Below are 25,644 nucleotides of genomic sequence, written 5' to 3' on the forward strand. Positions count from 1 at the left end.
TCAGAGGAACTCCCGGACCTCCGAGTACCACATGTCGTGGTGGTCGACCGCGTCGACCGCGTCAGCCACGTCGACCGCGATCGCGTGCCAGCACCGCTCCGAGGGGTCCTCGGCGTCGAGGTTGTACGTCGCGTCCGCACAGGTGCACTCGCCGTCCTCGACGACGTACTCGTCGTCGTGGCCGACCACGACGGTGAAATCGCGGTAGCGCTTCACGCGCCCCTCCCCGACCGCCTCGATGGCGCGCTTCCCGCGGTCGCCGTGTTCGTCGACGACGGCCGCGGCGATCGGGCCGGTTAGCTCTCCGGCCGCCGCGATCGCCGCGCGCCAGTCGTCGACCGGCTCCATGACGCCCCCTTTTCGGGCGTTCGGTTAAACACCGTCGGTCAGGACGACGTCTCCCACCGCGACGGAGTCGTTCGTCCAGCCCATGCGCGCCGACACCGATTACGCGCGGTACGATACCGACTCTGAAACGGACTGCGAGCGCGACGTCGACCGGAGGCGACGTCGGACGAGAGCGCCCGCCGGGTCTCAATCGTCCCCCTTGTAGACGAGCGCTTCGGCGAGCGAATCGGACTTACATCCCGTGCTCAGCCCGATACGGAGGCCGTTGTTGTCGGCACCGGTTCGGTCCCGTAGCGGTAGCAGATCGTCGAGAACCGACGCCGAGATCAGCATCGTCGAGATCGGCCAGGCCTTCGGCCCGAACTGGAGCGATTCTTCGAGAACGTCGCCGCGAACGCCCGGATCCGGAAGTCGGACGCCCTCGTCGGACGCGTAACCGCAGAACGCGACGCCGACGTCGGGAGTCCGTTCGAGTTGCGGGACCTGCGAGGAGAGCTTTTCGGGATGGAGCCGGTCGTCGTCGTCGAGCAGTTGGACGTGCCTCCCGTCGGCGATCTCGATACCGTGCGTTCGCGCCCGGTTTGCACCGCGTCGTTCGGTGTGCTCGACGTATTCCGTGTCATATCTCTCGGCGACCGGGCGCGCATTTCCGGTTCCGGAATCGTCGACGACGATGGTCTCGACCGGAGCGTAGCGCTGGTCCCGAACGCTTTCGATGGCCGTAGCGAGCCGTTCGTTTCGGTTGGACGTCGGGATAACGACCGACACGAGCGGTCCCGGTCGGGCACGCGAGCTGGGCGATTCCGCACCGCCAGCCGGCGGGATCTCACCGGAGTCTTCCGGTTGCCGGGGAGAGGTCTGATCGCCGTCAACCGAAGGGCCGAACGCCGTTTCAGCCGGAGAAAGGGCGCCTCCGCCGGCGCCCGAATCGGACGCTTCCTCGGGCGGGTTGGGTTTCGTCCGATCGTCGGTTACCGTCAGCCATGGAACTGTCACGAGAGCCGGTGTCCGGATCCCCGGCGGATGACCGAACAGCCTGACCGGGAACGGAGCGACGACTTCGCCGACGTGGTTCCCGTGGTCGGAGGTGACGACGATCCTCTCATCCAACGCGTCGATGAGCTCCTGCACGTACGGCAGCACGAGCCAGAGATTCTCTTCGTACGCCTGTCGGACGCGCTCGGTCGAGTAGGCACCGTCGCGGAGTGCGTCCCAGACCGGCCGTTCGTCGGCGTCGGAACTCTCCCCCTCTGCGCGCCGTTTCCCCCGCATCCGACCGTGAGCGAGACGCTTGCCGAGCGGACCGATAAACGGGTAGTGCGGCTGCACGAAATGCGTGATGATCCGGTGGTCGGGGTACCGATCACGCGCCGCTTTGGTTGCGGAGGCCATCGCCGCCGGCGGGAGCGTCCCGAGGCCGTCGTCCCAATCGGTCTCCCAGACATCGACGATGTCGTGAAAGACATCGTCAAGGTCGACGGGACACCAGTCGTCGACCCGGTGCATCGGGTTCGCTGTTACGTAGACGGTGTCCTCGTAGGTCTTCCCGTCGAACGTCCGTTCCAGAAACTGCGGTGTTGCGGTCGCGAGCGAAGTTCGGGCGGACAAGTCGCCGTCGATCCAGTTCTGTCGTTCGAACATATCGAACCGACAGCCGTCCAAGATGACCAGCAGGTCCCACTCCTCGGTCATAACGTCGCGGCCCGAGGGCGTTCGCCACGAAAAGTACGTTTCCATCGCCAGTTGGATCCCGATTCCGACTGGACGCGGGAGGAAGTCGACGCCGAGGGGTCGGAGCCGACGGCGGGTCTTTTTGTTCATGCGAGAGATCGCTGTCGCGAAGCGCCGTCTGTGGGTTGATCCGAGACGTCTCGGAGGTCCGGATGGTCGGTACCAGGACGCTCACCGTCGGCCACGGCGCGGCAGGTCCGCAGCCAACCGGCGTGGCGCACGAGGAAGGCCACGGGCACCGCGTCAAGTTCGAGCAGTTTGGCGATGCAGAGCCGATGTTTCCCGCTGACGAGCAGCAGTTCGCCGTCTCGCCCGACGTCGACGATGATCTCGCGCTCAAGCGCGTCAATGAAGTTCCCGTCGCGATCACGGGGCGCGGTCCGCTCTCGATAACTCAGACAGCCGTTCCGCTCCATACTCCGATGGATCCGCTCCAGTTCCCCGCACCGATCGAGGACGTCAGATCGGGTCTGACAGTCGTGCCAGACGTACTCAGCGCCGTCTTCGAGGCGAGCAATGACGTCTCGGATAAACCGCGTTTCCGTCCACGGTCGGTCGTCGAGAAAGCGGGCACGAAGCGCCCGGTACAGCGGACTCTCGGCGACGGTGTCGGCGTGGAAGAGCTCCTCCGGTGGGCCGCCGTAGGTCGGTGCGGCCTCATGTGGGCGCCGATCCCAGTCGCCGTCCCGAACGCTCCCGAACAGCTGGTCCCGGTTCCGCCACGGGGGGTAACACCGCCGCGTGAACCGGCGTATCCGGGACGGAGAGACCGATCGGATCTTGAACGGGTCCGACAGCGGCGTACTCTCGTCGAGATCGGTCGGGTATCGTCGCCGGTAATAGGATGGAGCGACAGACCAGTAGACCGACTTCGTCAGTGGCGACGCGAGCGGACTTCGAAGGAGGACGTACTCCGATCCGAGACGACAGGTCCCCTTGACTCCTCGATCCGCGTACACGTCAGCGATCGCTCCAAGCATCTCCCGGCACGTAGCGTACGAGACGTATTGTTAGTACCACTGTAACGGAGTTATATCCGATGTAAGATGCTGTCGAGGCCCGCAACGTACGCGACGCGTTCACGTCGATCCTCCCGCGCCGCCTCGGTCCCGGCGGACCTCCGTCGGAAGAGGCCGGGTCGCATTCTTATTAACTTATTAATAATATATGGAAACCGAGAATCACGTGAGCGTAATGATTCGCACGAGTCCGACGGACCGAGTCGATCCCGTCGAGGGGCCATCCGAGAGAGAACTCTTACCGGCGAGATCGTCTACGCCCGGAGGTGCGTTCCGATACAGTTCGCTACCGGACGGAGAGCGGCTCGAAGGGTGTGAGCCGCCATGGAACCGAATATGAGGGGCGAGACGGTGGCCGAGCCCGTCAACGAGTTAGACGGGAAGGTGACGGCGGTACCGCCTATTGGACTCGGAACGTATCGAACCGGAGGGTACAAGTGCTTTAACGCCGTTCTGGAGGCTCTCGAGGTCGGCTACCGTCACGTTGACACCGCGATGGCGTACGAGAACGAGGCCGTCGTCGGCCGCGCAATCGAGGCCTCAACGGTCGATCGCGAAGCCGTGTTCGTCACGACCAAGGTGAAGGGATACGCAGAGTTCTTGGACCGCGATCGACTGACCGAGGCGGTTGAGGGTTCGCTCAAGCGGCTCGGGATGGATCGAATTGACCTCGTGTTGCTCCACTGGTGGAACCCGGACGGGGACATGGTGGAAGTGTTCGGGGCGCTCTCCGATCTCGTGGAGGACGGGAAAGTAACCCACGTCGGGGTCAGTAATTTCTCGACCGAGCAACTCGCGCGGGCGATGGACGCTTCCGAGGTCCCGATAGCGACCAACCAAGTCCAGTACAACCCGTACTTCCATCAAGACGAGATGCTCTCGTTCTGTCGGGAGCACGACGTGCTGCTGACGGCGTACAGCCCCCTCGCCGCCGGTACCGTCGTCGACGACGAGACGCTCACACGGATCGGCGAACGGTACGGGAAGTCGGCCGCACAGGTCGCCCTCAGGTGGCTCGTCCAGCAGGACGGCGTGGTCACGATCCCGAAGACGACGAGTTCGGACCGTCTGCGGGAGAACCTCGACCTGTTCGACTTCGAACTCACGAACGCCGAGATGGATCGGATCCACGACCTCGAGGGCCCGCTCTCGTTCCGGCTGACCAACGATCGAGGAGCCGTAACTCGGTTTCGGTCCGCCGTCGGCCCGTACGTGCCGAAGGAGATCCGGGACATGATCCCGTGAACGCCGTCCCACCGGTTACCGTTCGACATCCGCCACCACTGCGGCCCGACCCGCTATTTCGCGTTTTTATCTGTTTGTACGGTCTTAACAATAATCCCACGCGGCAAGGAACGTGTATGCCTCCGAAGATATCTGTCATCATTCCGACCTACTATCGGAACAATCTCCTCCCGAAGGCGATCGAGAGCGTCCTCGACCAGGACTACGAACCGATCGAGCTGATCGTCGTCGACGACTCCGGAGAGGGGCACGCGGAGCCCGTGATACAGAGGTACGACGAGGTCCAAGGTATCATTCACGAGGAGAACGGCGACTGGAACGCGGCCTACACGTCCGGGATCGAGGCGTCGACAGGCGAGTACGTTCAGTTCCTCGACGACGACGACGAACTCCTCGAGAGTAAGTTGACGAAGACGGCCGAGGTACTCCGAGAGAACCCGGACGTCGGGGTCTCGTACTGCGGCGTCATCAAGGGAGGCGAGCGACACTACCCGAAGCCGAAGGTGTCGGGCGACTTCTTAGAGGAGGCGCTGGCCTTCCAGACGTTCCCGATGTGGACGGGATCGATGCTGATAGAGCGCGATGTCTTGCTCGACTGCCTGCCGCTCGCGGGAATGGATGAAGACGACGATCTCGGTATCGAGTTGGGCGACACCGACCTGAAGATCGAACTGGCCCGGCGGACGGAGGCCGACTACGTCGACGAGTGCCTCGCCGCGTATCGACAGGAGACGAACGGGAAATGGACCGGTCCCCGGCGATTCGAGAAGGTGAAACAGAACATCGAACACCAGCGCGAACTGTACGACCAGTATCCGTCGATCCGGCGGGAACTCCTCGAGAACTGGCATCAGCGGCAGGCACGATACTGGCTCGAGGAGAAGACGTGGTCCGCCGAAGCGGTGTCTCACTTCCTGCAAGCCGCCTACTACGCGAACGGACTCACTAGTCGGTTGAAATGCGGAGCCGGAGCCGCAGCGTCCCTGTTCGGCCGGCCGGGCTGGAGCGTCGCCTGGGCGGTCCGGAACTCCGTCAGCCATAGCTGACGGCGTGGAGGAAGCGGTAACTCCGTATTAACAATTACTACACAGCGAAACCAGGATACAATGCCGGATATACCTCTCCGCGAGAAATTACACGGCCTCTATTTGATCGCGTCGTACAGACCGCGGTTCACCGCCGCGATCGTCGTGTTCAGCGTGTTGACCGCGCTGCTTGAGGGGATCGGTGTGACCCTGATCGTCCCGCTGATCGAGGTTGCTCAGTCGTCCGGAGCGCCGCCAGACGGCGGTATCGCCGGCGCCTTCGCACGCGTCTATCAGCTCTTCGGGCTCCCGTTCACGATCGGTTCCATCGTCCTCGGAGTCGGGGTGGTGCTCACCGTGAGATACACGTTCACATTCCTGACCCAGTGGGCGCGCGTGTATCTACGGACCAACTACGTCGCTGACCTCCAGTCTCGCGGGTTCGAGAACACCTTAGACGCTCGGATCGCCTACTTCGACCGCGAGGGATCGGACGACATTCTCAACGCGATCGTCACGCAGGCACAGAAGGCCGGCGAGGCGATCGAGGCGTTCATTCGGGTGTTCCAGAGGAGCATGCTCATCCTGATGTACCTCGGAATCGCGCTGTACCTCGCTCCGGTCCTGACGGTCGTTTCGGCGGCCTTCGTTGGGCTCTTGACCTTCGGGCTGCGGAACACCGTCGAGTCCGCGTACACTATCGGCGACCGCGTCGCCGAGGCCAACGAGCAGATACAGCGGGTCGTTCAGGCCGGCACGCAGGGCATTCGCGAGGTGAAGACGCTCGGATACGGCGCCGAACTGCGCGACAATTTCGCCGCGGCGATGGAGCAGTACATCGGCTCCTCGATCCGGGTGAAACGCAACGAGGCGCTGATCGGAAACGTGTACAACCTCTCGATCGCGTTGGTGATATTCGGGTTGATCTACGCTGCGCTCACGCTCACGAGCATGTCGTTCGGTGCGCTCGGGGCGTTCCTGTTCGTTATGTTCAAGCTCGGCCCGGCGGTGAGCGGCACGAACAAGCGGTTCTACCAGCTCGAGGGGATGCTCCCACACCTCGTCCGCACCGAGGAGTTCATCGACAACCTGAAACGGAACCCGGAGATCGAGGGGGGTGACGAACCGCTTCCGGACGACCCCTCTCCGATCGCGTTCGAGGATGTCTCCTTCTCGTACGACGGAACCGAGGACGTACTCAGGGACGTCTCCTTCCGGATGGACCACGGCGAGTTCGTCGCCTTCGTCGGCGAGTCCGGAGCCGGAAAATCGACCATCGCTTCGCTTCTCGCGAGGCTGTACACGCCGGACTCCGGGCGTATAACGGCGTCCGGACGATCCGTCGAAGAATACGACATCGACGAGTGGCGCTCGCGGGTGGCGTACGTACAACAGAACCCGTTCATTTTCAACACGACGCTCGAGGAGAACCTCCTCGTCGCGAACCAAGACGCGAGCCGGCAGGAGATAGAGCGCGTCTGTGAGATCGCTCAGGTCACGGAGTTCGTCGACGATTTGGCGGACGGGTACGAAACCGAGCTCGGGGACGACGGGGTTCGCCTCTCGGGCGGGCAACGACAGCGCGTCGCGCTCGCGCGCGCGCTCCTGGAGGACGCGGACGTCCTCGTACTGGACGAAGCGACGAGCGATCTGGACACGAGCATCGAGACGCAAGTCCAGGCCGGTATCGAGTCGATGGACCGCGATTTCATGATCCTCGCCATCGCGCACCGCCTCTCGACCATCAGCGACGCTGACCGGATCTACACGGTCAGCGACGGGACGATAGTCGAACGGGGCGAACACAAGTCGCTCCTCGAGGACGACGGCCAGTACGCGAAGCTCTACTCCGCGCAGTGAGTGTTCTTAACGACTCTTCCGCTTCGGTAAGCGAGCCGTATCGCTGGCGTGTAACTGCCGGGGTGACAGTCTACCGGCGGTGAGTGACCCAACTGGAAACCGATTTATCGGCCGGAAACACGCGACGGGACGGTTTTTAAGGGTTCCAATACGAAAACGTCGAGAGAAAGCGAAACCGGAGGGACGAGGGCGCCGGAGATCGAGAAAGTCAGAGACCGGGCCGCGTCGTCGCCTCAGAACGTCTCCAGGTAGCGGTCCTCCTCCCACTGGGAGACCTGGGTGAGGTACTCGCTGAACTCCTGGGACTTCGCCTCGGCGAACTTCTCGGAGGTGTGCGGACCGAGCGCCTCCTGAATCACCTCGTCCGTCTCGAGCTCCTCGACGGCGCCGCCGAGGTTCGGCGGCAGCGTCTCGATACCGTACTCCTGGCGCTTCTCGTCGTCGAACTCGTAGATGTCCTCGCGGACCGGGTCGCCGGGGTCGGCCTCGGTCTTGATCCCGTCGAGACCGGCGGCGATGAGCGACGCCAGTCCGAGGTAGGGGTTACAGGACGGGTCGGGACTGCGGACCTCGAACCGGGCGGAGACGCCGGCCGCGTCGGGGACGCGGACGAGCGCCGAACGGTTCGTGTCGGACCACGCGACGTAGATCGGCGCCTCGTAGCCGGGCACCAGGCGCTTGTAGGAGTTCACGGTCGGGTTGGTGACGGCCGTGAACGCGGGCGCGTGGTTCAGGATGCCGCCCATGAACTGGTAGGCCGTCTCGCTCAGGTTGAACTCGTCGCCGTCGTCGGAGAAGGCGTTGCCGTCCTCGTCGAACAGCGAAATGTGCGTGTGCATCCCCGAGCCGTTGATCTCGGCGATCGGCTTGGGCATGAACGTCGCGTGGAGGTCGTGCTGGCTGGCGACCGCGCGGACGACGGCGCGGAACGTCGCGATGTTGTCCGCGGTCGTGAGCGCGTCGTCGTACTTGAAGTTGATCTCGTGTTGGCCCTCGGCGACCTCGTGGTGGGACGCCTCGATTTCGAAGCCCATGTCCTCTAACGTGAAGATGATCTCCTTTCGGACGTCGCTCGCTAGGTCCTTCGGCGCGAGGTCGAAGTAGCCGCCGTTGTCGTGGGGGATCGTCGTCGCGTTCCCCTCGTCGTCGGTCTTGAACAGGAAGAACTCCGGTTCGGGACCGATCGAGACGGAGTAGCCCATCTCCTCGGCCTCCTCGAGGACGCTCTTGAGGACCTGACGCGGGCCGCCGACGAACGGCTCGCCCTCCGTGGTGACGATGTCACAGATGAGCCGCGCGGCCGCGCTGTCGTCGTCGCCGTCGCTGCGCCACGGGAGCACCGCGAACGTGTCGGGGTCGGGAACGAGCCGCATGTCCGACTCCTGGATGCGTACGAACCCCTCGATGGAGGAACCGTCGAAGTAGATCCCCTCGGTGAACGCCTTCTCCGCCTGGTGAGCGGGGACGGAGACGTTCTTCACGACGCCGAGGATGTCGGTGAACTGGAGCCGCAGGAAATCGACGTTCTCCTCTTCGATCTCGTCGAGCACCGCCTGTTCTTCGGCCGTGAGGCCACCGTCCGGTTTCGTGTGTTCGTCCGTCATGTTCTGGACGCTTCATTCCTTATCTGCCAGTATAAAGGCCTTATCGCTTGGCGCATGAACCGCCAGTCGCGCAAGAATGCTGGACGTTCGTAAAATTATAAACCCCTGACGACATGGATCGGTGTGATGACGTACGAAAACCTCGATGCGAAGCTCATCAACTCGCTTCTCAGCAACGGGCGGGCGAGTCTCAGAAGCCTCGGCGACGAGCTAGACGTGTCGGTGACGACGGTGTCGAACCACCTTCGGGATCTCGAAGACGAGGGCGTTATCCGGGGGTACACGCCGATCGTCGACTACGACAAGCTCGGCTACGACGTGACCGCGGTGCTCCAGCTCAAGGTCGAGGGGAGCGCGCTCCCCAGCGTGACCGAGAAGCTCCGCCAGGAGAAACAGATGGTAAGCGTCTACGAGGTCACCGGCGATTACGACGTGATCGCCATCGGAAAGTTCACCGACACGGACGGGATGAACGACCAGATCAAGTCGATCCTCACCGACGCCGACATCCGCGAGTCGAACACCAGCGTCGTCCTCAACGCGGTCACGGAAAACGAGCAGTTCGACCTCGATCTCGAAGCGGAGTAGCCGCCGTCGAGCCCGCGACGACGGTTCCGCCTTCTCGTTCCCTGCTACTGACGCGTCGCCGCCGCCGCTAGCGTTTCGACCGCCGGGAGCGGCTCGCCCGTCAGCGCGCGGATGTACGCCCCGCCCGCGATAGAGACGTGCGAGAAGTCGTCCTCGTCTAACCCGTACATCTCGATCGCCCGCGAGGTGTCGCCGCCGCCGACCACGGAGAAGCAGTCGGTCTCGGCGATCGCTTCGAGCACGCCGACCGTCCCGTCCGCGAACCGCTCGTCCTCGAAGACGCCGAGCGCGCCCTTCACGAACACCGCGTCGGACTCCCGGATCGGCGGCTCGTAGGCCGCCACCGTCTCCGAGCCCACGTCGAGGTACCCCTCCGTCTTCTCGTCGATGTCGCCGACGGCGACCTCCGCGCGGTCGCCGTCGGGGCCCTCGTACGCGAGGTCGGTCGCGAGCCGGATCGCGTCGCCGCGCTCGTCGAGCACCGACTCGATCAGCTCGCGGTTCTCCTCCCACTGCTCGTCGAACAGGTCCATCTCTCCCACGTCGTGGCCGACCGGGTGGCCCGCGGCGCGTAAGAAGAGTTCGCCGGCGACGCCGCCGAGCAGGAAACGGTCGACCCGGTCGTCTAGGGCGTCCATCACGCCGATCACGTCGGTCGCCTTCGTCCCGCCCACGACCATCGTCACCGGCCCGTCGAACTCGCGGGTCGCGATGGCGGTGTTGGCCTCGTACTCCGTCTCCATCACCCGTCCCGCGTACGACGGAAGGACCAGCGGGAACCCGACCAGCGAGGCGTGCTTGCGGTGGGCCGCCGAGTAGGCGTCGTTGACGTACGCGTCGAACCGCGGTGCGAGGGTCCGAACGAACTCGGTGTCGGCCTTCTCCTCGGGCGACTCCTCGGGGAGCTCGTCGTCGCACATCCGGGTGTTCTCCAGCAGGAGCACCTCGCCCGCGCCGAGCGCGTCGATCGCCGCCAGCGCCTCGTCGCCGTAGGTGTCCGCGACGAAGCCGACGTCGCGCCCGACGTGTTCGGCGAGGATGCCGGCGTGGTCCGCGAGCGACGTGAAATCGTCGCGGCCGGGACGGCCCTGGTGAGCCATGAGTACGACGCGGTGGCCGGCGTCGGCGAGCTCGCGGACCGTCTCCGCGTGGCGCTCGAACCGGCGGTTGTCCTGCGGTTCTCCGTCCTCGATCGGGGAGTTGAGGTCGAGCCGAACGAGGACGCGCGACTCGGCCGGGATGTCGTCGATGGTGTCGAAGGGGGCCATGTGCGAACAGTCGTCGATGAGATATTTAAGCGGTGGTTCTTCGGGGGAACGTTGCCGCCGGGCGTCTCGGACGCGGCGACGGCGTCCCGAGAGGGGGCCGGCCGCGTCGACCGCTTACGCCTCGTCGTGGACGTACGCGGCCATGTCGAGCATCCGGTTCGAGAAGCCGTACTCGTTGTCGTACCACGTGAGGATCTTCAGGAGCTTCCCGCCGGCGATGACGTTCGTCGACTGCAGGTCGACGTAGCTGGAGAAGGGGAGGCCGACGATGTCACTGGAGACGACCTCGTCGTCGGTGTAGCCGAGCACGCCCGCGAGCGGGCCGGAGTCGGCGGCTTCGCGGAAGGCGGCGTTCACGTCTTCCTCGGTGACGGTCTCGTCGAGGCTGACGACGAACTCGGTGAGCGAGCCGGACGGGACCGGGACGCGCATCGCCATCCCGTCGATCTTTCCCTCGAGCTGCGGGAGGACCTCCTGGGCGGCGCCCGCGGCGCCCGTCGAGGTCGGCACGATGTTCTCGGCGGCCGCGCGGCCGCGGCGCGTCTTCGCCTTCGGCCCGTCGATCAGGCTCTGGGAGCCGGTGTACGCGTGGACGGTGGTGAGGGTGCCGGCGTCGATGCCGAACTCCGCGTCGAGCACCTTCGCGACCGGCGTGATGGAGTTGGTCGTACAGGAGGCGTTCGAGATCACGTCGTCGCCCTCGTACTCGTCGTGGTTGACGCCGTAGACGAGCTGTTTGACCGGCTCCTCTCCCTTCGGCGGCGCCGAGATGATCACGGTGTCGGCGCCGCCCTCGAGGTGCGCGCTCGCGTCCTCGCGGGTGCGGAAGACGCCCGTACACTCCAGCGCCACGTCCACGTCGAGCTCGTCCCACGGGAGGTCCGCGGGGTCCTGCACGTTGTACAGGTCCACCGCGGTGCCGCCGATCGTCAGCGCGTCGCCCTCGCGCTCGACGCCGTCGAGCCGTCCCATGACGGTGTCGTACTTCGCGAGGTACGCCATGTCGTCGAAGTCCATCACGTCGTTGATTCCGACGAGCTCGACCCGCGGCGACTCCAGCACCGCGCGGAACACGTTTCGCCCGATTCGACCGAACCCGTTGAGGCCGACCCGGACGACCTCGTCGTCGCTCACGTCATCGCCCGCGGCGAGATATGATTTACTCATGTTCGAAAAAAGTGAGCCCAGATACTTAAATCCGACCGAGTCGGCGCGAGACGGTCACTATCGTTCGTATTCGTTACGTCCAGTCCGCACACAGGAGAGCGGTTCCGGGGCTCGCGCGACCCCGGCGAGTCCCGACTCCGAGAACGACGACCAGAGGGCAGAGAGAAGACTGCGACCGACCGACAGAGACGCCGCGTACCGCCCGCACGACCCCGAGCGGCGGCGAAGACGGTCGTGGACAGAAGGCTTATCGGGATCACCACCCTCACGTGAGGTATGGACAGAGACGACCGTGACGATCCGTTCGGCGACTTCTTCGAGGAGATCGAACGGATGATGAACGAGATGGCCAACGGGAACCCCGGAAGCGAGGACGCCGGCTTCGGGTCGGCGACGCACGTGGACGCGTACACGACCAACGACGGCGTGCGACTCGTCGCCGACCTCCCGGCCGTCTCGAAGGAGGAGCTCTCCCTGCAGTGCGACGGGGAGGCGCTCACCATCTCCGCGGCGTCCGACCGGCGGGAGTACGACGAGACCGTCGAGCTCCCCGTTCCGGTCGACGAGCACTCGGCGGACGCGACGTTCAACAACGGCGTGCTGGAGGTCGCGTTCGACCGCGACGACGACTCGGCCTCGATCGATCTGGAGTAGGCCGCCGAGCCGTTCCCCCGTCCCCGCTATTCTCCCGCGGCGGTCCGCTCGATCAGTTCCGCGAGCCGGTCGTAGAAACCGGGCTCGTACTTCGTCGCCGCGTCGACCGTCGGCCGCGCGTTCGTCTCGTTGATGACCGTCCGTCCGCCCGACGCCAGCAGATCGACGCCGAGGAAGTCGACCCCGAGTACCTCCGCGGCCCGCTCGGCCAGTTCGCGTGCGCGGTCGGGGAGATCGACGCCGGTCGCCTCGGCGCCGCGGTGGACGTTGTGTTTCCACCGCCCCTCCTCGACCGCGTCCGCGGGGAGCTCCCGCTCGACGGCGCCGACGTACGCGCCGTCGACGACCATCGCCCGGTAGTCGCGCGCGTCCGGGAGGAACTCCTGGATCAGGTACGACTTGTCGCCGGTCGCGCGGTAGTCGTGGACGAGGTTCAGGTAGTCGACGACGCCCAAAAGGGAGTCGAGGTCGCTCGCGGTCGCGACGCCGACCCCGCGGGTCGCGGAGTTCGGCTTGACGACGACCGGGTAGGAGAAGGGTTCGACGGCCTCGGTGACGACCGCCTCGTCGACGGGGTTCGACACCAGCGTCGTCCGCGGCGTCGGGAGGCCGGCGTCGTCGAGCGCGGCGAGCACGCCCGCCTTGTTCCGGGAGGTGAGGACGGCCTCGCGACCGTTCACCCACGGGACCGAGAGCCGCGCGTCGACCACGGCGCCCTCCATGAGCCGCGAGGGGTAGACGAAGCCGACGTCGAAGCCGTCGAACTCGCCGGTAGCGCCCGCCGCGGCCTCGGTGGGCTCGTCCCGCTCCTCACCTCCCGAGACGCGGAGCGCCCGCTCTTTCGCCTGCACGTGGTCGACGTCGACGCCGCGGTCGGCGAGCGGCTCGCGCACGCGCTCGAACGTCTCGGCGTCCGTCGTCATCGCGAGCCGAAGCATACGCCCGCTCGGAACCGTTCGGACTTAAAAATCGCGAGTGGCGAGCCGCGCCCGGCTCACTGCAGGTGGCCTTCCTCGCGGAGCTGTTCGGCCTCGCTCTTCTCGTAGCGCCACGAGATGTCGCCCTTCTCGTCTTGCCAGTCCCACGGCTCGACGAGGACGATGTCGTCCTCCCGGATCCAGACGCGCTTCTGCATCCGGCCGGGAATCCGTGCGGTCCGCTCTTTCCCGTCCGCACAGCGCACTCTGACCCGGTTCGCGCCGAGCATTTCGACGACCTCCGCGAACACCTCGTCGTCGTCGGGCATCCGGAGGTCGTTTCGACCGCCGCCGTCTCCGTTGCTCATGCGTACGCGGTGATACGCGCTCCCGGAAATAAAAGGGCCGCTCTCCGCGCGAAAACGCCCTTTTAAATCGCGGCGGCGGCGATCGGAGGCATGCGCGACACCCTCGGGTCCGAAGGCATCGCCGGCGTCGCGGTCGTCCTCATCGCGGTCGGAATCCTGACCGTCCACGACCCGGTCGTCGGCGCGGGCGTCGCGGTCCTGTTGGCCGGCCTCGCGCTGATCGCGAAGGGGATCGCCGACTCGACGATGCGGGCGTTTGGACTCAAGTAGCGCCACGCGGCGCGTCTCGGCGTTTGACGCGAGAGCACGTCTCGCCGCGCTCCCGAAAGAGTAATACACCACGGCCGCCGCGGACCGGTATGGTCGACGTACCCGCGGTCGCCGTCGAACTGATCGAACTCCTCGCCGTCGTCGCCGGCGCCGGCGCCGCCTCGGTAATCGGCGTCGTGCTCGAACGCGTCGGGCTCACCGCGGTCACCGCCGGAGACCTCGTGCTCGGTGCGTGGGCGGTCGGAATGGGCCTGCTCGCGCTGTACGTCGGAGTCGTCGCGCTCGGCTACGAGCAGGCGCTCCCCCGGCTGCAGCGGCTCGCCGCCGGCGAGTGACCGTCTGACTGCGCGACCGCTTGTCGCTCGGCCGCGTGATCACGCGGCCGTTCGACTGCGGCCCGATAGTCCGCCCGACAGACCCGTACCCGCGCCTTTTTACTCGGCCTCGGTGAGGGGGAGGTATGGACGAGATCCTCACGAACTGGCTCCTCGGTCTGATCGCGGCCCTCCTCGCCGTGCTCGTGCTCGGCTCGACCGGTCAGTCGTTCCTCGAACCGCTCGCTCCGGTCGCGAACGTGCTCTCGCTCGTGACGTTCCTCGCGTTCGTGCTCCTGACGGGGGCGTTCCTCGTGTACACCGCGTCGTTCCGGGACGACTAGGGCGGCCTCGTAGCGGTCCGCGATCGGCGCGGCGCGGGTAGCTTTTTACTTCTCCTCCGTCTGCTCGCCGTATGGAGTACACGACGCTCGGAAGCACCGGAACGACGGTCTCGAAGATCTGCCTCGGCTGCATGAGCTTCGGCGACTCGGACTGGCGCGAGTGGGTCCTCGACGAGGAGGAAGGGAAAGCGATCGTCGAGCGCGCGCTCGAACTCGGGGTGAACTTCTTCGACACCGCCAACATGTACTCGAACGGCGAGTCGGAGCGCGTCCTCGGCGAGGCGTTGGAGGGCCACCGCGAGGAGAGCGTCGTCGCCACGAAGGCCTACTTCCAGATGGACGAGTCGAACCCGCACTCGGGCGGGCTCTCGCGGAAGGCGATCGAACAGGAGCTGGAGAACAGCCTCGATCGACTCGGGACGGAGACGATCGATCTCTACCAGATCCACCGGTGGGACTACGACACGCCGATCGAGGAGACGCTGGCCGCGCTCGACGACGCGGTCCGGCGCGGCAAGGTCCGCCACATCGGCGCCTCCTCGATGTGGGCCCACCAGTTCGCCGAGGCGCTCCACGCGAGCGACCGCGAGGGGTACGAGCGGTTCGCCACCATGCAGAACCACTACAACCTCGCGTACCGCGAGGAGGAGCGCGAGATACTCCCGTTCTGTGAGAAAGAGGGGATCGGCGTGATGCCGTGGAGCCCCCTCGCTCGCGGGTACCTCACGCGGCCGCACGAGGACGTGGACGCCACGCTTCGGGGCGAGACGGAAGACCACCTCTACGAGCATCCCTACCGCGAGGGCGGCGGGCCGGCCGTCAACGAGCGCGTCGCCGAACTGGCCGACGAGAAGGGCGTGAAGATGGCCCAGATCGCGTTGGCGTGGCTGTTCCACAAGGAGTGGGTCGACACCCCTATCGTCGGGACGACCAGCGTCGAACACCTCGAAGACGCCGTCGAGGCGCTCGATATCGACCTCTCAGAGTCCGATATCGAGTGGCTCGAAGAGCCGTACGAGCCGGTCCGCGTCTCCGGGCACGAGTGAGCCGCGCGAACGACGAGTTCGGTCCCCCTCAACCGCCTAAATGGTGTTTTAGGGATATGTCGATAAGCTATTTGTATGACACTTGTTGACATTGGTGTATGGCCGACGACAGCGAGCAGTCCACCGTTTCGTCGAGCACCGAGTACGCCCGCACTCGGACCCGGTGTCCGAACTGCGGCGATCACGTACCGGCGGCCGGCCGGGACGCGGAGACAGTGGAGTGTCCGAACTGCCACCGCATGGTTCGGGCGTGACGCCGGTTTCGGCCCGACCGCGCGGCAGACGCGGTCTCGCTCCGGGGGGCACGGACTCGTCGGATCGCCGCGGCACGCTGCCCCGCTTATAAACGCACCGTCGCGGGCGGCACGACAACCCTTTTCGGCCGGGGCGCCGAACCGGGGCCCATGGCAGACGACGACGCCAACGACGCCGACGCCGGCGAAGAACAGGGCGATAGCGCCGCCGGAGCCGAGGGCGACGACGGCGAGGAGAAATCCTTCCGCGAGCGCGTCGAGGAGATCCGCGAGCGACGCGAGCAGGAGCGCGAGGAGGGCGACCGGCCCGACCCCGAAGAGATGATGGGCGGCGGCGGCCCGCCCGGGATGGGCGGCGGCGGCGGTGGCGGCGGCAACCCCTTCGCGCAGATGATGTCCGGCATGATGGGTGGCGGCGGTCCGGGCGGCGCGGGCGGCCCGCCCGGGATGGGCGGCGGACCCGGCGGTGCGGGCGGTCGCGGCGAGGAGCGCGGCGATCAGGCCGGCAACGAGGAGCTCGTCCGCGAGGTGCGCCAGCTCCGCGACGAGGTCCGCGACGCCACCCGCCAGCTCCAGCGTATCGCGCAGGCGCTCGAAGACGACTGATTCGGCGACGGTTCTCTGCGGTCGCGATTCTCTCCGCTTTTCGACGCGTGGTAGCGTTGCGTTCGCCCGTCGATCGATGACGGGAGTGGATGTTGCAGATCGGTGGCGGTGATGACGTATTTAAACGACTGTGAGCGACAGCGACGGTCGCTTATAAATGGGTCTGCGGTGGCGCGCGCCCGTGAGCGGCCGACAGGCCGCGAACGGCGCCGCGCGAGGGAGTCGGCCGGCGCTTATAAGTGCCGGCCGACGAGGCTGGGGAGGCGTGAGGCTGCGGTTGCGGTGCTGGAGGACTCAAAGGGGCAGTCGCGAGGGCGAAGCACGCCGCAGTAAGCACCGCAGCGAGGGAGCGCTAGCGACTGAGCGAGGAGCACAACAAGGCGCGCGAGCCCTCGCGGCTGGGGCTTTGGAGACCCTCACCGCAAAGCCGTCGATCGCTTATAAACAGCCGACAGCAACACCGCGACCCGACTTATAAACGACCAATCAACCGCACCGATATACCTACTCCCGACGTCTCTCGCGTCCGCGTCGTCCCGATCTGAAAAAAAACACCGCGTCGTCGACCGCTCGTTACCGACAGCCCACTCCGTCTAACACTCCGACCAGCCGCACGACTCGCACGTCTTGCAGCCCTCGGAGTAGTAGAGATTCATCCCGCCGCACTCGGGACACTCGGGCGACTCGCCCGCCGCGATCAGCTCCTGGGTCGCGTCGTCCTCGCCGGCCGCGTCGTCCACGGCCTCGGGACCGCCCGCGGTCGGGGCGTCGACCGGAGCGTCGGTCGCGGTTCCGGCGTCGACCGCGCCGCCGTCGGTCTGGCTCGGAGGCTCGGTGACGCCCTCCACGTCGTCGAGGCTCTGCTGTTGCGGGATCCCCTTGTCGATCTCGTCGTCGAGGTAGCGGCGAAGCGCGGTGCCGATCGCGTCCGGGATCGACTGGATCTGCTCGCCTTTGTCCCACGCGACCTTCGGGCTCCGGGTGCCCTGCAGCTCGTCGACGATCTCCTCGGGGTCGACGCCCGAACGGAGCGCCGTCGAGATGACCTTCGCGAGCGCCTCCGTGAAGGAGTTGGTGTAGCCGCCGGAGTGGCCGATGTTCGCGAACAGCTCGAACGGCAGCCCGTTCTCGTCCTCGTTGATGGTGACGTACAGCTTGCCGTAGCCCGTCTCGACCCGCTGAGTGACGCCGTTCAGGGAGTCGGGACGCGGACTGCGCTCGCTGTAGTCGATCCGGGGCTGCTCGCTGGCTTCGAGCAGGTCCGAGATCTCCGCGTCGATCGCCGCCTGCACGTCCTCGTTGTCAAGGAACGCCTCGATGCCGCCGAACACCTCGCCGATCTGCTCGACGATCGCCTCGGCCGCCTCGCTCTCGTCGGCGAACTCGGCGTTCTTCGCGCGCGTCGTGAGGACCTGCTTCGAGCGGGTGCCGTCGCGGTAGACGGTGACGCCCTTCCCGCCGTGGTCGTAGATGTAGCGGTACACCTCTTCCATCTCCTCGGCGGTGGCGTCGTTCGGGAAGTTACACGTCTTCGAGATGGCGGAGTCGACGCCCTCCTGGCAGGCGCACTGGACCGCCGCGTGCTGCTTGCCCGAGAGGTCGCCGGTGACGACGAACAGCTCGCCGATGGCGTCCGGAACCGTCTCCAGCCCGTCGACGCCGTCGAACTCGTTCGTCGCCATCTGCTCTTGGGCCTCCTGCTTGACGGCGTCGACGTCGACGTCGTTCTCCTCTAAGGTGCGCAGGAAGTAGTCGTCGAACTCGACGAGCATCTCGTCGCCCTGCACGTCGTCGGAGACGTTCTTGTAGTAGGCGACGTTGTAGATGGGCTCGCAGCCGCCGGTGGTGTTGCCGATCATCGACGTCGTGCCCGTGGGCGCGATCGTCGTCGTGTTGTGGTTGCGGATCGGGAAGCCGTCCTCCCACTCGTCGGCGTCGAGCCCGGTGTAGTGCTCGAACCACTCGCGGTACTCGGTGGGGTTCGCGTACTTCGACTCCTCCCAGTCGTTGAACGTGCCGCGCTCCGTCGCGAGCTCGTGAGAGGTCTGCTTCGACGCGTGGTTGATGTGAGTCATCAGCTGCCGGGCGACCTCGTGGCCCGGCTCGGTGCCGTACTGGATCCCGAGCTGGATGTACAGCTGTGCCAGCCCCATGACCCCGAGTCCGATCTTCCGCATGTCGCGGACCTTCTGCTCGATCTTCTCGACCGGGAAGTCCGACATCGTGACGACGTTCTCGAGGAACCGCGTGCCGTAGTCGATCCGCTCGTCGAACTCCTCGAAGTCGATCGCCTCCTCGAGGAAGGCGTCGATCGCCGCCTCCTGGGAGTCGTACTCGTCGGCGTGCTCCGCCGACCAGACCCGCCAGTCCGGCGCGTCCTGCGCCGCGAGCGTCGAGAGGTTGATGTGGCCGAGGTTACAGGCCTCGTACTCCTCCAACGGCTGTTCTCCGCAGGGGTTTGTTGCAAGAATTCTGTGATCTGGATTTTCTTCAACATCGAACGAATGTTCCTTGTTCACCCGTTCGAGGTAGATGACGCCCGGCTCGCCGTTCTCGTGGGCGCCCTCGATCATGTCGTCCCACAGCTCCTGGGCCGGGATCGAGAGCACCTCGCCGACCTCGACGTGCTCGCCGAGGCCGAACATGTCGTAGATCTCCTTCGTCTCGGGGGTCGCGACGTGCGGCTCCTCGGTGCGCGGGTTGGTGAAGGTGAACTCCTCGTCGTTGTACAGCGCCTCCATGAAGTCGTCGGTGACGCCGACGCTGATGTTGAAGTTCGACAGGTGACCCTCGACCGCGTTCCGGAGGTGCTCTGGGACCTTCCCGTCCTCGTCGATGAGGCCGCGAGCCTCCTCTAAGGCGTCCGCGAAGGAGTTGTGCGTGAAGTCGTCGGGGTCGTTCAGGCGCAGCGAGTGGGCCAGCGAGACGTCCTTGTTCTTCGAGTGGATGAACTGGATGACGTCGGGGTGCGAGACGCGCATGACGCCCATCTGGGCGCCGCGGCGCGCGCCGCCCTGCGCGATCGTCTCGCACATCTGGTCGAACGTCCGCATGAACGTGATCGGCCCGGAGGCGATACCTCCCGTCGAGCCGACGGAGTCGCCGTAGGGGCGGAGCTTCCAGAACGCGTATCCCATGCCGCCGCCGGACTGGAACACCTCGGCCGCCTCCTTGGCGGTCTGGTGGATGTCGGTGATGTCGTCGCCGGGGGAGTCGACGAAGCAGGCGGAGAGCTGCTGGAGCTCGTCGCCCGCGTTCATCAGCGTCGGCGAGTTCGGCATGAAGGAGAGCTGCTCCATCCCGTCGCGGAACCGGTCCGCGGTCGCCTCGACGTGCTCGCGCACGCCCTCGGGCAGTTCGGGGACGACGGTGTCGTACGCGAACTTGTTGACGTTGTGCGCGGTGAGCGTCGTCTCCGCGTCGGCGTCGGCCGTCGTACCCGCGCCGAAGACCTCCTCGGCGAGCTCGTCGCGCCGCGGGTGATCGGGCTTGAGCTGGTCGGGCGTGACCGTGACCTCGACGTCCTGATTCTCGGCTTCGAAGACCGCCTCCGCGAGCGCGACGTTGCGCGCGACGCGGTCGAACAGCTCCTCGGGGTCCTCGATCGCTTCCCCGTCCGCGTTCTTCCGGAGGTAACGCGCGGGCAGGATGTTGTGGTACGCGTTGGCCGTGAGCCGCTCCTCCATCGTGTCGCCCGTGGTTCGTTTGATCGGCAGTTCGAGTTCGTCGGCGGCGACGCCGTCGCTGCTCATTCGACGGCCACCCCGCTCGGTTGGCGTGGGATATGAATCATCTGTAGTGTTGGTGTACTGGCGAGGCGGGCCCTTGTACGTTCGGATGTTCGGACCCGGCAGGTGTCATATGTGCGATTCGTTATGCAACGTCCGTTCCGCGCGTCTGACGCTGAATTTCGGTACGTCGGCAATGAACGGACTCGGGACACATAAGCGTAGCCAGACCGGAGTGAAACTGATCGACGACCGAGAAAACCGCATCAATGAGGCGTCTCCCCACCGGAACAGAAGGGGGATTGTTCGACGCCGATTCGCCGGGACATGCGGTACGACACCGCGCTCACGGGCGTCACGACGGTGATCGTTCGTCGTCGTCGGCCGTAGTTCTTTCCGAAGACCTGTCAAAATCGACACCCCGTGGGTCGCACTTTCCCCACAAGCTTATGCCGGGCCTCGCCGTGGACCCGGACATGACCGCTTCGCTCGCCGCGCTCGCGGCCTCGGTACCGCTTCAGGCCGGCATCCTCGCCAGCCAGACCGGACAGCTCCTCGTCGCGCTCGTCGCGATCGCGGTCGTGATCGTCCTCGGGAAGTTCGTGTTGAAGCTCGCGTGGCGGCTCGTCACGATCGGAATCTTCGTCGTCGCCGTGCTCTACCTGCTGTCGCTGCTCGGCGTCGTGTAAATCGGGCGGCGTCTGAAAAAACCGCAGCCGCGGGCCGATCCGACCGGGTCCGGACCGACTACTGGAACGCCGTTCCGGGCTCGGTCTCCGCGGACTCGACCTCCGACCGCCGGAACTGCTTTTCGATCTCCTCGTAGCGCTCGCGCGTCTCGGGAGTGACGCTCGGGTTCACCTCGTCCAAGGCGTCCTCGAAGTGCTGCATCGTCACGCGGACGTTGCCCACGGACTCGCCCACTTCCTCGCGCGAGACGCTGCCGATGAACTCCCGGGAGGCGTTCATCGACGCCTCGCGGGCCACCGCCTCGATGTCGGCCCCGACGTATCCCTCCGTCTTCCGGGCGATCGCGTCGAGGTCGACGTCGTCGGCCAGCGGCTTGTTCCGGGTGTGGACCTCCAGTATCTTCCGGCGCGCGTCCTCGTCGGGCACGGGGACGTGCACGTGGCGGTCCAGCCGGCCGGGCCGGAGCAGCGCCGAGTCGATCAGGTCCGGGCGGTTCGTCGTCGCGATGACGACCACGTCCTCCAGCGACTCGAGCCCGTCGAGCTCCGTCAGCAGCTGGGAGACGACGCGTTCGCCGACGCCGGAGTCGCCCGAGTTCTTGCCGCGCTCGGTCGCGATCGAGTCGATCTCGTCGAAGAACACGATCGTCGGCGCGTTCTCGCGGGCCTTGCTGAACACCTCGCGGACGCCCTTCTCGGACTCGCCCACGTACTTGTTCAGCAGCTCGGGACCCTTGATCGAGATGAAGTTCGACTCGCTCTCGTTGGCGACCGCCTTCGCGAGCAGGGTCTTCCCCGTGCCGGGCGGGCCGTACATCAGGACGCCCTTGGCGGCCTGCATGTCGAGCTCCTCGAACACCTCGGGGTACTCGAGTGGCCACTGGATCGTCTCGCGGAGCCGCTCTTTGGTCTCCTCCAAGCCGCCGACCTGGTCCCAGCTCACGTCGGGGACCTCGACGAACACCTCGCGGAGCGCGGAGGGTTCGATCCCCTTCATCGCCTCCTTGAAGTCGGACTCCGTGACCTGGATGGAGTTCAGCACGTCGGCGTCGATCTCGTCGCTCTCGAGGTCGATCTCGGGACGGATGCGCCGCAGCGCGTGCATCGCGGACTCCTTCGCCAGCGACTCCAGGTCCGCGCCGACGAAGCCGTGGGTGTTCTCGGCGTACTCGTCCAGGTCGATCTCGTCGACCAGCGGCATGTTCCGCGTGTGGACCTGTAGGATCTCCTTTCGGCCGTCGCGGTCGGGGACGCCGACCTCGATCTCGCGGTCGAACCGACCGCCGCGCCGGAGCGCGGGGTCGATGGCGTCGACGCGGTTCGTCGCCCCGATGACGACGACCTCGCCGCGCTCCTCGAGCCCGTCCATCAGCGAGAGCAGCTGGGCCACGACGCGGCGCTCCACGTCCCCGCCGGCCTCCTCGCGTTTCGCCGCGATGGAGTCGAGCTCGTCCATGAAGATGATCGCGGGCGACTCCTCGGACGCCTCCTCGAACACTTCACGGAGCTTCTCCTCCGACTCGCCGTAGTACTTCGACATGATCTCCGGGCCGGAGATCGTGTGGAAGTTCGCGTCGATCTCGTTGGCGACGGCCTTGGCGATCAGGGTCTTGCCCGTGCCCGGCGGGCCGTGCAGGAGCACGCCCTTCGGCGGGTCGATGCCGAGCCGCTTGAACAGCTCCGGGTGCCGCATCGGTAGCTCGATCATCTCCCGGACCTGTTCGAGCTCGCTGTCGAGCCCGCCGATGTCCTCGTAGGTCACGTCGGGGCCCTCGCTGGCCCCGTCGCCGTCACCGCTCCGCTCGGTCAGCTCCTCGGCGGGGACCTCCGAGATCTCGATCTCGGTGTCGTCGGTGATGACGACGGTCCCCGAGGGGGTCGTCGAGGCGACCTTCATCGGCACCGCCTGCGACTGGCCGCCCATCAGGCCGAAGCCCATCGACGTGCGGATCGTCTGCCCCTCGGTCACCGGCTGGCCGGAGAGCTTGTCGCGGATGAACGGGGCGATCTGCCCGCGGACGCGGAGCTGGCTCGGGAACGCGATCGTCACCGACTCCGCCCGCGAGACGTCGACGTCTTCGACGGTCACGCGGTCGTCGATCCCGACGTTGGCCTCCTGACGGAGGCGACCGTCGATACGCACGACGCCGGTCCCGTCGTCCTCCGGGTAGCCCGGCCAGACGCGGGCGATCGCGGCCCCGTCAGCCCCCTCGACGCGGACGATGTCCCCGCCGGAGAGCCCGAGCTCCTCGGCGGCGACGCGGTCGATCGCCGCGAGGCGACGCCCGGCGTCCTTCTGTTTCAGCGGCCTGACGGTGAGCTTCATCGCTGGCCCTCCACGGTGACCACGCCGTTCTCGACGGCGACCGAGTCGGCCTCGCTCGGGAGCTCGAACTCCGACTCGACGGGCTCGCCGTCGCCCTCGATCACGACGATCGCGGTCTCGCCGACGGTGTCGACGGAGACGTTCTCCGCGTCGGCGCCCAGATCGGCGGCGACGATCCACCCGTCCTCGTACTCGTACCGGCGGAGCAACGCGCCGTCGCCGGTCGATCGGGTCTGTTGGTGATTCATGCTAACTACAAGTTAGGTGCGAGAGTATATAAATCTTTCTCTAAAACCGCATGACGTGAGATAGTAACGGCGTATCGGTAGTGTTGCGGTTCGGGGGCGATCGGGGCGCGGCGGCGACCTTTATGAAGCGGCGCGCGGGAGAACGCCCATGGAGCGGGTCACGCACCACGGCCGCGACACCGCCTACCGGGTCTCCGACCGCGGCGGCGACGGGCCGACGGTCTGTTTCGTCCACGGGAGCGGCGGGAGCAAGGACGTTTGGAAGGCGCAGGCGCGCGTGAGCGACCGGTTTCCGGTCGCCGCGCTCGATCTGTCGGGCCACGGCGACAGCGACGACATCGACGGCGGCGATATCGCCCCGCCCGCCGGCCCCGAGGCGCTCGACGCGTACGCGGACGACGCGGTCGCCGTCGCGGAGGCGACGGGGGCGACCGTCCTCTGTGGCAACTCACTGGGCGGGGCCGTCGCGCTGTGGGTCGCCTTGGAGCGCGACCTCCCACTCGACGGCCTCGTGCTCGCCGGGACGGGTGCGAAGCTCGCCGTCGCCGAACCCCTCCGAGACGCGCTCGCGACCGACTTCGACCGGGCGATCGAACTGCTCCACGAGCCCGGTCGGCTGTTCCACGACGCGCCGCCGGAGTACGCCGAACTGTCGCGCGCCGAGATGCGAGAGTGCGGGCGGGCCGTCACCGAGCGCGACTTCCGCACCTGCCACGCCTTCGACGTCCGCGACCGGCTCGACGAGGTCTCGGTCCCGTCGCTCGCGGTCGTCGGCGAGCACGACGCGCTCACGCCCGTCGCCTACCACGACTACCTCGCGGACCGGATCGACGACTGCGAGCGCGCGGTGATCGAGGGCGCCGCGCACCTCGCGATGCTCGAACGGCCGGCGGCGTTCAACGCGGCGCTCACGGCGTTCTGTTCGCGTATCTCGGAGGGACCGGCGTAGCGACTCCGAGTTAACGCTCGTCGGCGGCTCGGTGTTTTAAAAGGATACGGCGAGCGAAGCGGTCGTTCGAGACGCGTCTCCAGGCGGAGACGCGGCCCGTGACTGGAAGCCGTCTGGACAGAACCCGATTCGGTCCCTCCCGGTCGTCGATTGCTGTCGGTTCCGGTCTTCGATCTCTTCGGTACTCACCTCGTGTTATACGTTACCATACGACGCTATTTAAAACGTTCGCCGGACTGCTTCGCCGGCCGTCGGCATCCTTTTTAAACAACGCTCTCGATCGGAGCCCAATGGACGGCTCCGATGGCGACCCCGATCGCTCCGGGTCCCACGAGGGCCCCGGCTCCCGCGAGGGCGACCGCGTTTCCGGTGCTTCGCACGACGTCAATGCCTCGCCCCACGGCCCCGCGGACCCGGACATCAACGATCTACTCGCGAAGCTCGACGCCCTGAGCGACACGGTCGACGAGGGCCACGAGCGCGAGAAGGTGCGCCAGACCATCTCGCTCGTCGAGCGGATGCCGGGTAGCTCGGCGTTCAGGACCCGGATCACGAAGTACACCTCGCGGGACATGGCCGAGGCGTTCGTGGGGTCGGTCCTCTTCGCGCTCCCCCTGCTCGTCGAGGGGGGAGTCTTCGAGATCGCGGCGTGGTTCGCCGCGGTGACGCCGGGCGGCGTCCCCGTCTTTCTGCTCGCACACGTCGGACTCGTACTGGTCATGACCGCCGGGCTGCTGTACTTCGCCGACTTCCGACAGATCGAGATCAGCCATCCGATACTCGGCGTCGTCCCGCGGCGCTACGCCGGGATCCTGCTCGTCTCCCTGTTCACGTCCGTGTTCATGCTGTCTCTCTGGGGGCGGCTCCACGCGGGGGACCCCACCGCGCTCGAACGGGTCTCGCGCGTGGCGGTCGTCTGGGCCGCCGCCGCGTTCGGCGCCGGGCTCGGCGACATCCTCCCGGGCGAGTCGCAGGGCGAGGACATCAGCGAGATCGACCTCGACTTCGACGACTAATCCGGCCCGAGCGGAACCGTCCCCCCTTTCCACACCTTTTTCGCCGCGGCGACCGTACCC

General features: G+C 66.3%; 25 protein-coding genes. 14 read left to right on the forward strand and 11 right to left on the reverse strand.

Annotation, left to right across the window (positions count from 1 at the left end; genetic code table 11):
• The 3 genes from FGL94_RS12505 to FGL94_RS12515 all read right to left on the reverse strand — a co-directional run bounded on the left by FGL94_RS12505 (position 1) and on the right by FGL94_RS12515 (position 3,059).
• Positions 1-348, reverse strand: coding sequence for a hypothetical protein (locus FGL94_RS12505; protein ID WP_144925698.1), 348 nt, complete (start codon positions 346-348; stop codon positions 1-3).
• 186 nt (positions 349-534) lie between these two features.
• Complete coding sequence (locus FGL94_RS12510; RefSeq protein ID WP_144925701.1) at positions 535-2,169, reverse strand: glycosyltransferase family 2 protein; 1,635 nt, start codon at positions 2,167-2,169, stop codon at positions 535-537.
• Complete coding sequence (locus FGL94_RS12515) at positions 2,166-3,059, reverse strand: ParB N-terminal domain-containing protein (protein WP_144925704.1); 894 nt, start codon at positions 3,057-3,059, stop codon at positions 2,166-2,168. Before FGL94_RS12515 ends, FGL94_RS12510 begins: the two co-directional genes overlap by 4 nt.
• Positions 3,060-3,434: 375 nt before the next feature.
• Here FGL94_RS12515 and FGL94_RS12520 point away from each other — a divergent pair, with 375 nt between their 5' ends.
• The 3 genes from FGL94_RS12520 (at position 3,435) to FGL94_RS12530 (ending at position 7,228) form a co-directional block, all read left to right on the forward strand.
• A complete protein-coding gene (locus tag FGL94_RS12520) occupies positions 3,435-4,343 on the forward strand; it encodes an aldo/keto reductase (protein WP_144926166.1) in 909 nt (302 codons plus the stop codon).
• A 116-nt stretch (positions 4,344-4,459) separates the two neighbouring features.
• On the forward strand, positions 4,460-5,389 hold the full coding sequence (locus tag FGL94_RS12525) for a glycosyltransferase family 2 protein (RefSeq protein ID WP_144925707.1): 930 nt from the start codon (positions 4,460-4,462) through the stop codon (positions 5,387-5,389).
• 60 nt (positions 5,390-5,449) lie between these two features.
• Positions 5,450-7,228 (forward strand): ABC transporter ATP-binding protein, encoded by a 1,779-nt coding sequence (locus tag FGL94_RS12530; protein WP_144925710.1) that lies wholly within the window; start codon positions 5,450-5,452, stop codon positions 7,226-7,228.
• 233 nt (positions 7,229-7,461) lie between these two features.
• Here FGL94_RS12530 and glnA read toward each other — a convergent pair whose 3' ends face one another.
• Positions 7,462-8,832 (reverse strand): type I glutamate--ammonia ligase, encoded by a 1,371-nt coding sequence (glnA, locus tag FGL94_RS12535; RefSeq protein ID WP_144925713.1) that lies wholly within the window; start codon positions 8,830-8,832, stop codon positions 7,462-7,464.
• A 126-nt stretch (positions 8,833-8,958) separates the two neighbouring features.
• On the opposite strand from glnA, the gene lrp reads away from it, so the two are divergent.
• On the forward strand, positions 8,959-9,420 hold the full coding sequence (lrp, locus tag FGL94_RS12540) for an HTH-type transcriptional regulator Lrp (protein WP_144925716.1): 462 nt from the start codon (positions 8,959-8,961) through the stop codon (positions 9,418-9,420).
• Between the two features lie 44 nt (positions 9,421-9,464).
• On the opposite strand, the gene FGL94_RS12545 is transcribed toward lrp, so the two are convergent.
• Together FGL94_RS12545 and gap are read right to left on the reverse strand one after the other, a co-directional pair.
• Positions 9,465-10,688 (reverse strand): phosphoglycerate kinase, encoded by a 1,224-nt coding sequence (locus tag FGL94_RS12545; protein WP_144925719.1) that lies wholly within the window; start codon positions 10,686-10,688, stop codon positions 9,465-9,467.
• 114 nt (positions 10,689-10,802) lie between these two features.
• Positions 10,803-11,855 carry a type I glyceraldehyde-3-phosphate dehydrogenase gene (gap, locus tag FGL94_RS12550; protein WP_144925722.1) on the reverse strand — a complete coding sequence of 351 codons (1,053 nt, stop codon included), beginning with the start codon at positions 11,853-11,855 and terminating at the stop codon, positions 10,803-10,805.
• A 276-nt stretch (positions 11,856-12,131) separates the two neighbouring features.
• On the opposite strand from gap, the gene FGL94_RS12555 reads away from it, so the two are divergent.
• Positions 12,132-12,509 carry an Hsp20/alpha crystallin family protein gene (locus tag FGL94_RS12555; protein ID WP_144925725.1) on the forward strand — a complete coding sequence of 126 codons (378 nt, stop codon included), beginning with the start codon at positions 12,132-12,134 and terminating at the stop codon, positions 12,507-12,509.
• Positions 12,510-12,535: 26 nt separating this feature from the next.
• Here FGL94_RS12555 and FGL94_RS12560 read toward each other — a convergent pair whose 3' ends face one another.
• Positions 12,536-13,447, reverse strand: coding sequence for an ATP-grasp domain-containing protein (locus FGL94_RS12560; RefSeq protein ID WP_144925728.1), 912 nt, complete (start codon positions 13,445-13,447; stop codon positions 12,536-12,538).
• 56 nt (positions 13,448-13,503) lie between these two features.
• Positions 13,504-13,794, reverse strand: coding sequence for a translation initiation factor eIF-1A (gene eif1A / locus FGL94_RS12565; protein WP_008847545.1), 291 nt, complete (start codon positions 13,792-13,794; stop codon positions 13,504-13,506).
• 90 nt (positions 13,795-13,884) lie between these two features.
• Here eif1A and FGL94_RS12570 point away from each other — a divergent pair, with 90 nt between their 5' ends.
• The 6 genes from FGL94_RS12570 to FGL94_RS12590 all read left to right on the forward strand — a co-directional run bounded on the left by FGL94_RS12570 (position 13,885) and on the right by FGL94_RS12590 (position 16,628).
• Positions 13,885-14,064 carry a DUF7470 family protein gene (locus FGL94_RS12570; RefSeq protein WP_144925732.1) on the forward strand — a complete coding sequence of 60 codons (180 nt, stop codon included), beginning with the start codon at positions 13,885-13,887 and terminating at the stop codon, positions 14,062-14,064.
• Positions 14,065-14,153: 89 nt separating this feature from the next.
• The gene (locus FGL94_RS12575) at positions 14,154-14,399 is read left to right on the forward strand and encodes a hypothetical protein (RefSeq protein ID WP_144925735.1); all 246 of its coding nucleotides are present in this window, start codon (positions 14,154-14,156) and stop codon (positions 14,397-14,399) included.
• A 125-nt stretch (positions 14,400-14,524) separates the two neighbouring features.
• Positions 14,525-14,722, forward strand: a complete 198-nt coding sequence (locus tag FGL94_RS12580; RefSeq protein WP_144925739.1) for a hypothetical protein — start codon at positions 14,525-14,527, stop codon at positions 14,720-14,722.
• 71 nt (positions 14,723-14,793) lie between these two features.
• Positions 14,794-15,768, forward strand: a complete 975-nt coding sequence (locus tag FGL94_RS12585) for an aldo/keto reductase (RefSeq protein WP_144925742.1) — start codon at positions 14,794-14,796, stop codon at positions 15,766-15,768.
• Positions 15,769-15,866: 98 nt separating this feature from the next.
• The gene (locus FGL94_RS18365) at positions 15,867-16,022 is read left to right on the forward strand and encodes a hypothetical protein (protein WP_186313407.1); all 156 of its coding nucleotides are present in this window, start codon (positions 15,867-15,869) and stop codon (positions 16,020-16,022) included.
• Positions 16,023-16,172: 150 nt separating this feature from the next.
• On the forward strand, positions 16,173-16,628 hold the full coding sequence (locus FGL94_RS12590; protein WP_144925745.1) for a hypothetical protein: 456 nt from the start codon (positions 16,173-16,175) through the stop codon (positions 16,626-16,628).
• Between the two features lie 593 nt (positions 16,629-17,221).
• Here FGL94_RS12590 and FGL94_RS12595 read toward each other — a convergent pair.
• Positions 17,222-20,380, reverse strand: a complete 3,159-nt coding sequence (locus FGL94_RS12595) for an adenosylcobalamin-dependent ribonucleoside-diphosphate reductase (RefSeq protein WP_144925748.1) — start codon at positions 20,378-20,380, stop codon at positions 17,222-17,224.
• Between the two features lie 425 nt (positions 20,381-20,805).
• Here FGL94_RS12595 and FGL94_RS12600 point away from each other — a divergent pair, with 425 nt between their 5' ends.
• Positions 20,806-21,045 carry a hypothetical protein gene (locus tag FGL94_RS12600; protein ID WP_144925751.1) on the forward strand — a complete coding sequence of 80 codons (240 nt, stop codon included), beginning with the start codon at positions 20,806-20,808 and terminating at the stop codon, positions 21,043-21,045.
• Positions 21,046-21,103: 58 nt separating this feature from the next.
• Here the strand turns inward: FGL94_RS12600 and FGL94_RS12605 are convergent, their stop codons facing one another.
• On the reverse strand, positions 21,104-23,371 hold the full coding sequence (locus tag FGL94_RS12605) for a CDC48 family AAA ATPase (RefSeq protein ID WP_144925754.1): 2,268 nt from the start codon (positions 23,369-23,371) through the stop codon (positions 21,104-21,106).
• The gene (locus FGL94_RS12610; RefSeq protein ID WP_144925770.1) at positions 23,368-23,619 is read right to left on the reverse strand and encodes a DUF7127 family protein; all 252 of its coding nucleotides are present in this window, start codon (positions 23,617-23,619) and stop codon (positions 23,368-23,370) included. Before FGL94_RS12610 ends, FGL94_RS12605 begins: the two co-directional genes overlap by 4 nt.
• A gap of 148 nt (positions 23,620-23,767) precedes the next feature.
• Between FGL94_RS12610 and FGL94_RS12615 the strand changes: the two genes are divergently transcribed.
• Entirely contained in the window at positions 23,768-24,568 is an 801-nt protein-coding gene (locus tag FGL94_RS12615; protein ID WP_144925773.1) for an alpha/beta fold hydrolase, read from the forward strand.
• Between the two features lie 290 nt (positions 24,569-24,858).
• Positions 24,859-25,584 (forward strand): DUF2391 domain-containing protein, encoded by a 726-nt coding sequence (locus tag FGL94_RS12620; protein WP_144925776.1) that lies wholly within the window; start codon positions 24,859-24,861, stop codon positions 25,582-25,584.
• Positions 25,585-25,644: the final 60 nt, after the last annotated feature.

This window comes from Halorubrum salsamenti, from assembly GCF_007671685.1.
Taxonomy (GTDB): Archaea; Halobacteriota; Halobacteria; order Halobacteriales; family Haloferacaceae; genus Halorubrum; species Halorubrum salsamenti.

Coding starts and splice junctions, on each gene's coding strand:
- FGL94_RS12505 (WP_144925698.1), bottom strand. CDS start 348: ATGGAGCCGGTCGACGACTGGCGCGCGGCGATCGCGGCGGCCGGAGAG.
- FGL94_RS12510 (WP_144925701.1), bottom strand. CDS start 2,169: ATGAACAAAAAGACCCGCCGTCGGCTCCGACCCCTCGGCGTCGACTTC.
- FGL94_RS12515 (WP_144925704.1), bottom strand. CDS start 3,059: ATGCTTGGAGCGATCGCTGACGTGTACGCGGATCGAGGAGTCAAGGGG.
- FGL94_RS12520 (WP_144926166.1), top strand. CDS start 3,435: ATGAGGGGCGAGACGGTGGCCGAGCCCGTCAACGAGTTAGACGGGAAG.
- FGL94_RS12525 (WP_144925707.1), top strand. CDS start 4,460: ATGCCTCCGAAGATATCTGTCATCATTCCGACCTACTATCGGAACAAT.
- FGL94_RS12530 (WP_144925710.1), top strand. CDS start 5,450: ATGCCGGATATACCTCTCCGCGAGAAATTACACGGCCTCTATTTGATC.
- glnA (WP_144925713.1), bottom strand. CDS start 8,832: ATGACGGACGAACACACGAAACCGGACGGTGGCCTCACGGCCGAAGAA.
- lrp (WP_144925716.1), top strand. CDS start 8,959: ATGACGTACGAAAACCTCGATGCGAAGCTCATCAACTCGCTTCTCAGC.
- FGL94_RS12545 (WP_144925719.1), bottom strand. CDS start 10,688: ATGGCCCCCTTCGACACCATCGACGACATCCCGGCCGAGTCGCGCGTC.
- gap (WP_144925722.1), bottom strand. CDS start 11,855: ATGAGTAAATCATATCTCGCCGCGGGCGATGACGTGAGCGACGACGAG.
- FGL94_RS12555 (WP_144925725.1), top strand. CDS start 12,132: ATGGACAGAGACGACCGTGACGATCCGTTCGGCGACTTCTTCGAGGAG.
- FGL94_RS12560 (WP_144925728.1), bottom strand. CDS start 13,447: ATGCTTCGGCTCGCGATGACGACGGACGCCGAGACGTTCGAGCGCGTG.
- eif1A (WP_008847545.1), bottom strand. CDS start 13,794: ATGAGCAACGGAGACGGCGGCGGTCGAAACGACCTCCGGATGCCCGAC.
- FGL94_RS12570 (WP_144925732.1), top strand. CDS start 13,885: ATGCGCGACACCCTCGGGTCCGAAGGCATCGCCGGCGTCGCGGTCGTC.
- FGL94_RS12575 (WP_144925735.1), top strand. CDS start 14,154: ATGGTCGACGTACCCGCGGTCGCCGTCGAACTGATCGAACTCCTCGCC.
- FGL94_RS12580 (WP_144925739.1), top strand. CDS start 14,525: ATGGACGAGATCCTCACGAACTGGCTCCTCGGTCTGATCGCGGCCCTC.
- FGL94_RS12585 (WP_144925742.1), top strand. CDS start 14,794: ATGGAGTACACGACGCTCGGAAGCACCGGAACGACGGTCTCGAAGATC.
- FGL94_RS18365 (WP_186313407.1), top strand. CDS start 15,867: ATGGCCGACGACAGCGAGCAGTCCACCGTTTCGTCGAGCACCGAGTAC.
- FGL94_RS12590 (WP_144925745.1), top strand. CDS start 16,173: ATGGCAGACGACGACGCCAACGACGCCGACGCCGGCGAAGAACAGGGC.
- FGL94_RS12595 (WP_144925748.1), bottom strand. CDS start 20,380: ATGAGCAGCGACGGCGTCGCCGCCGACGAACTCGAACTGCCGATCAAA.
- FGL94_RS12600 (WP_144925751.1), top strand. CDS start 20,806: ATGCCGGGCCTCGCCGTGGACCCGGACATGACCGCTTCGCTCGCCGCG.
- FGL94_RS12605 (WP_144925754.1), bottom strand. CDS start 23,371: ATGAAGCTCACCGTCAGGCCGCTGAAACAGAAGGACGCCGGGCGTCGC.
- FGL94_RS12610 (WP_144925770.1), bottom strand. CDS start 23,619: ATGAATCACCAACAGACCCGATCGACCGGCGACGGCGCGTTGCTCCGC.
- FGL94_RS12615 (WP_144925773.1), top strand. CDS start 23,768: ATGGAGCGGGTCACGCACCACGGCCGCGACACCGCCTACCGGGTCTCC.
- FGL94_RS12620 (WP_144925776.1), top strand. CDS start 24,859: ATGGACGGCTCCGATGGCGACCCCGATCGCTCCGGGTCCCACGAGGGC.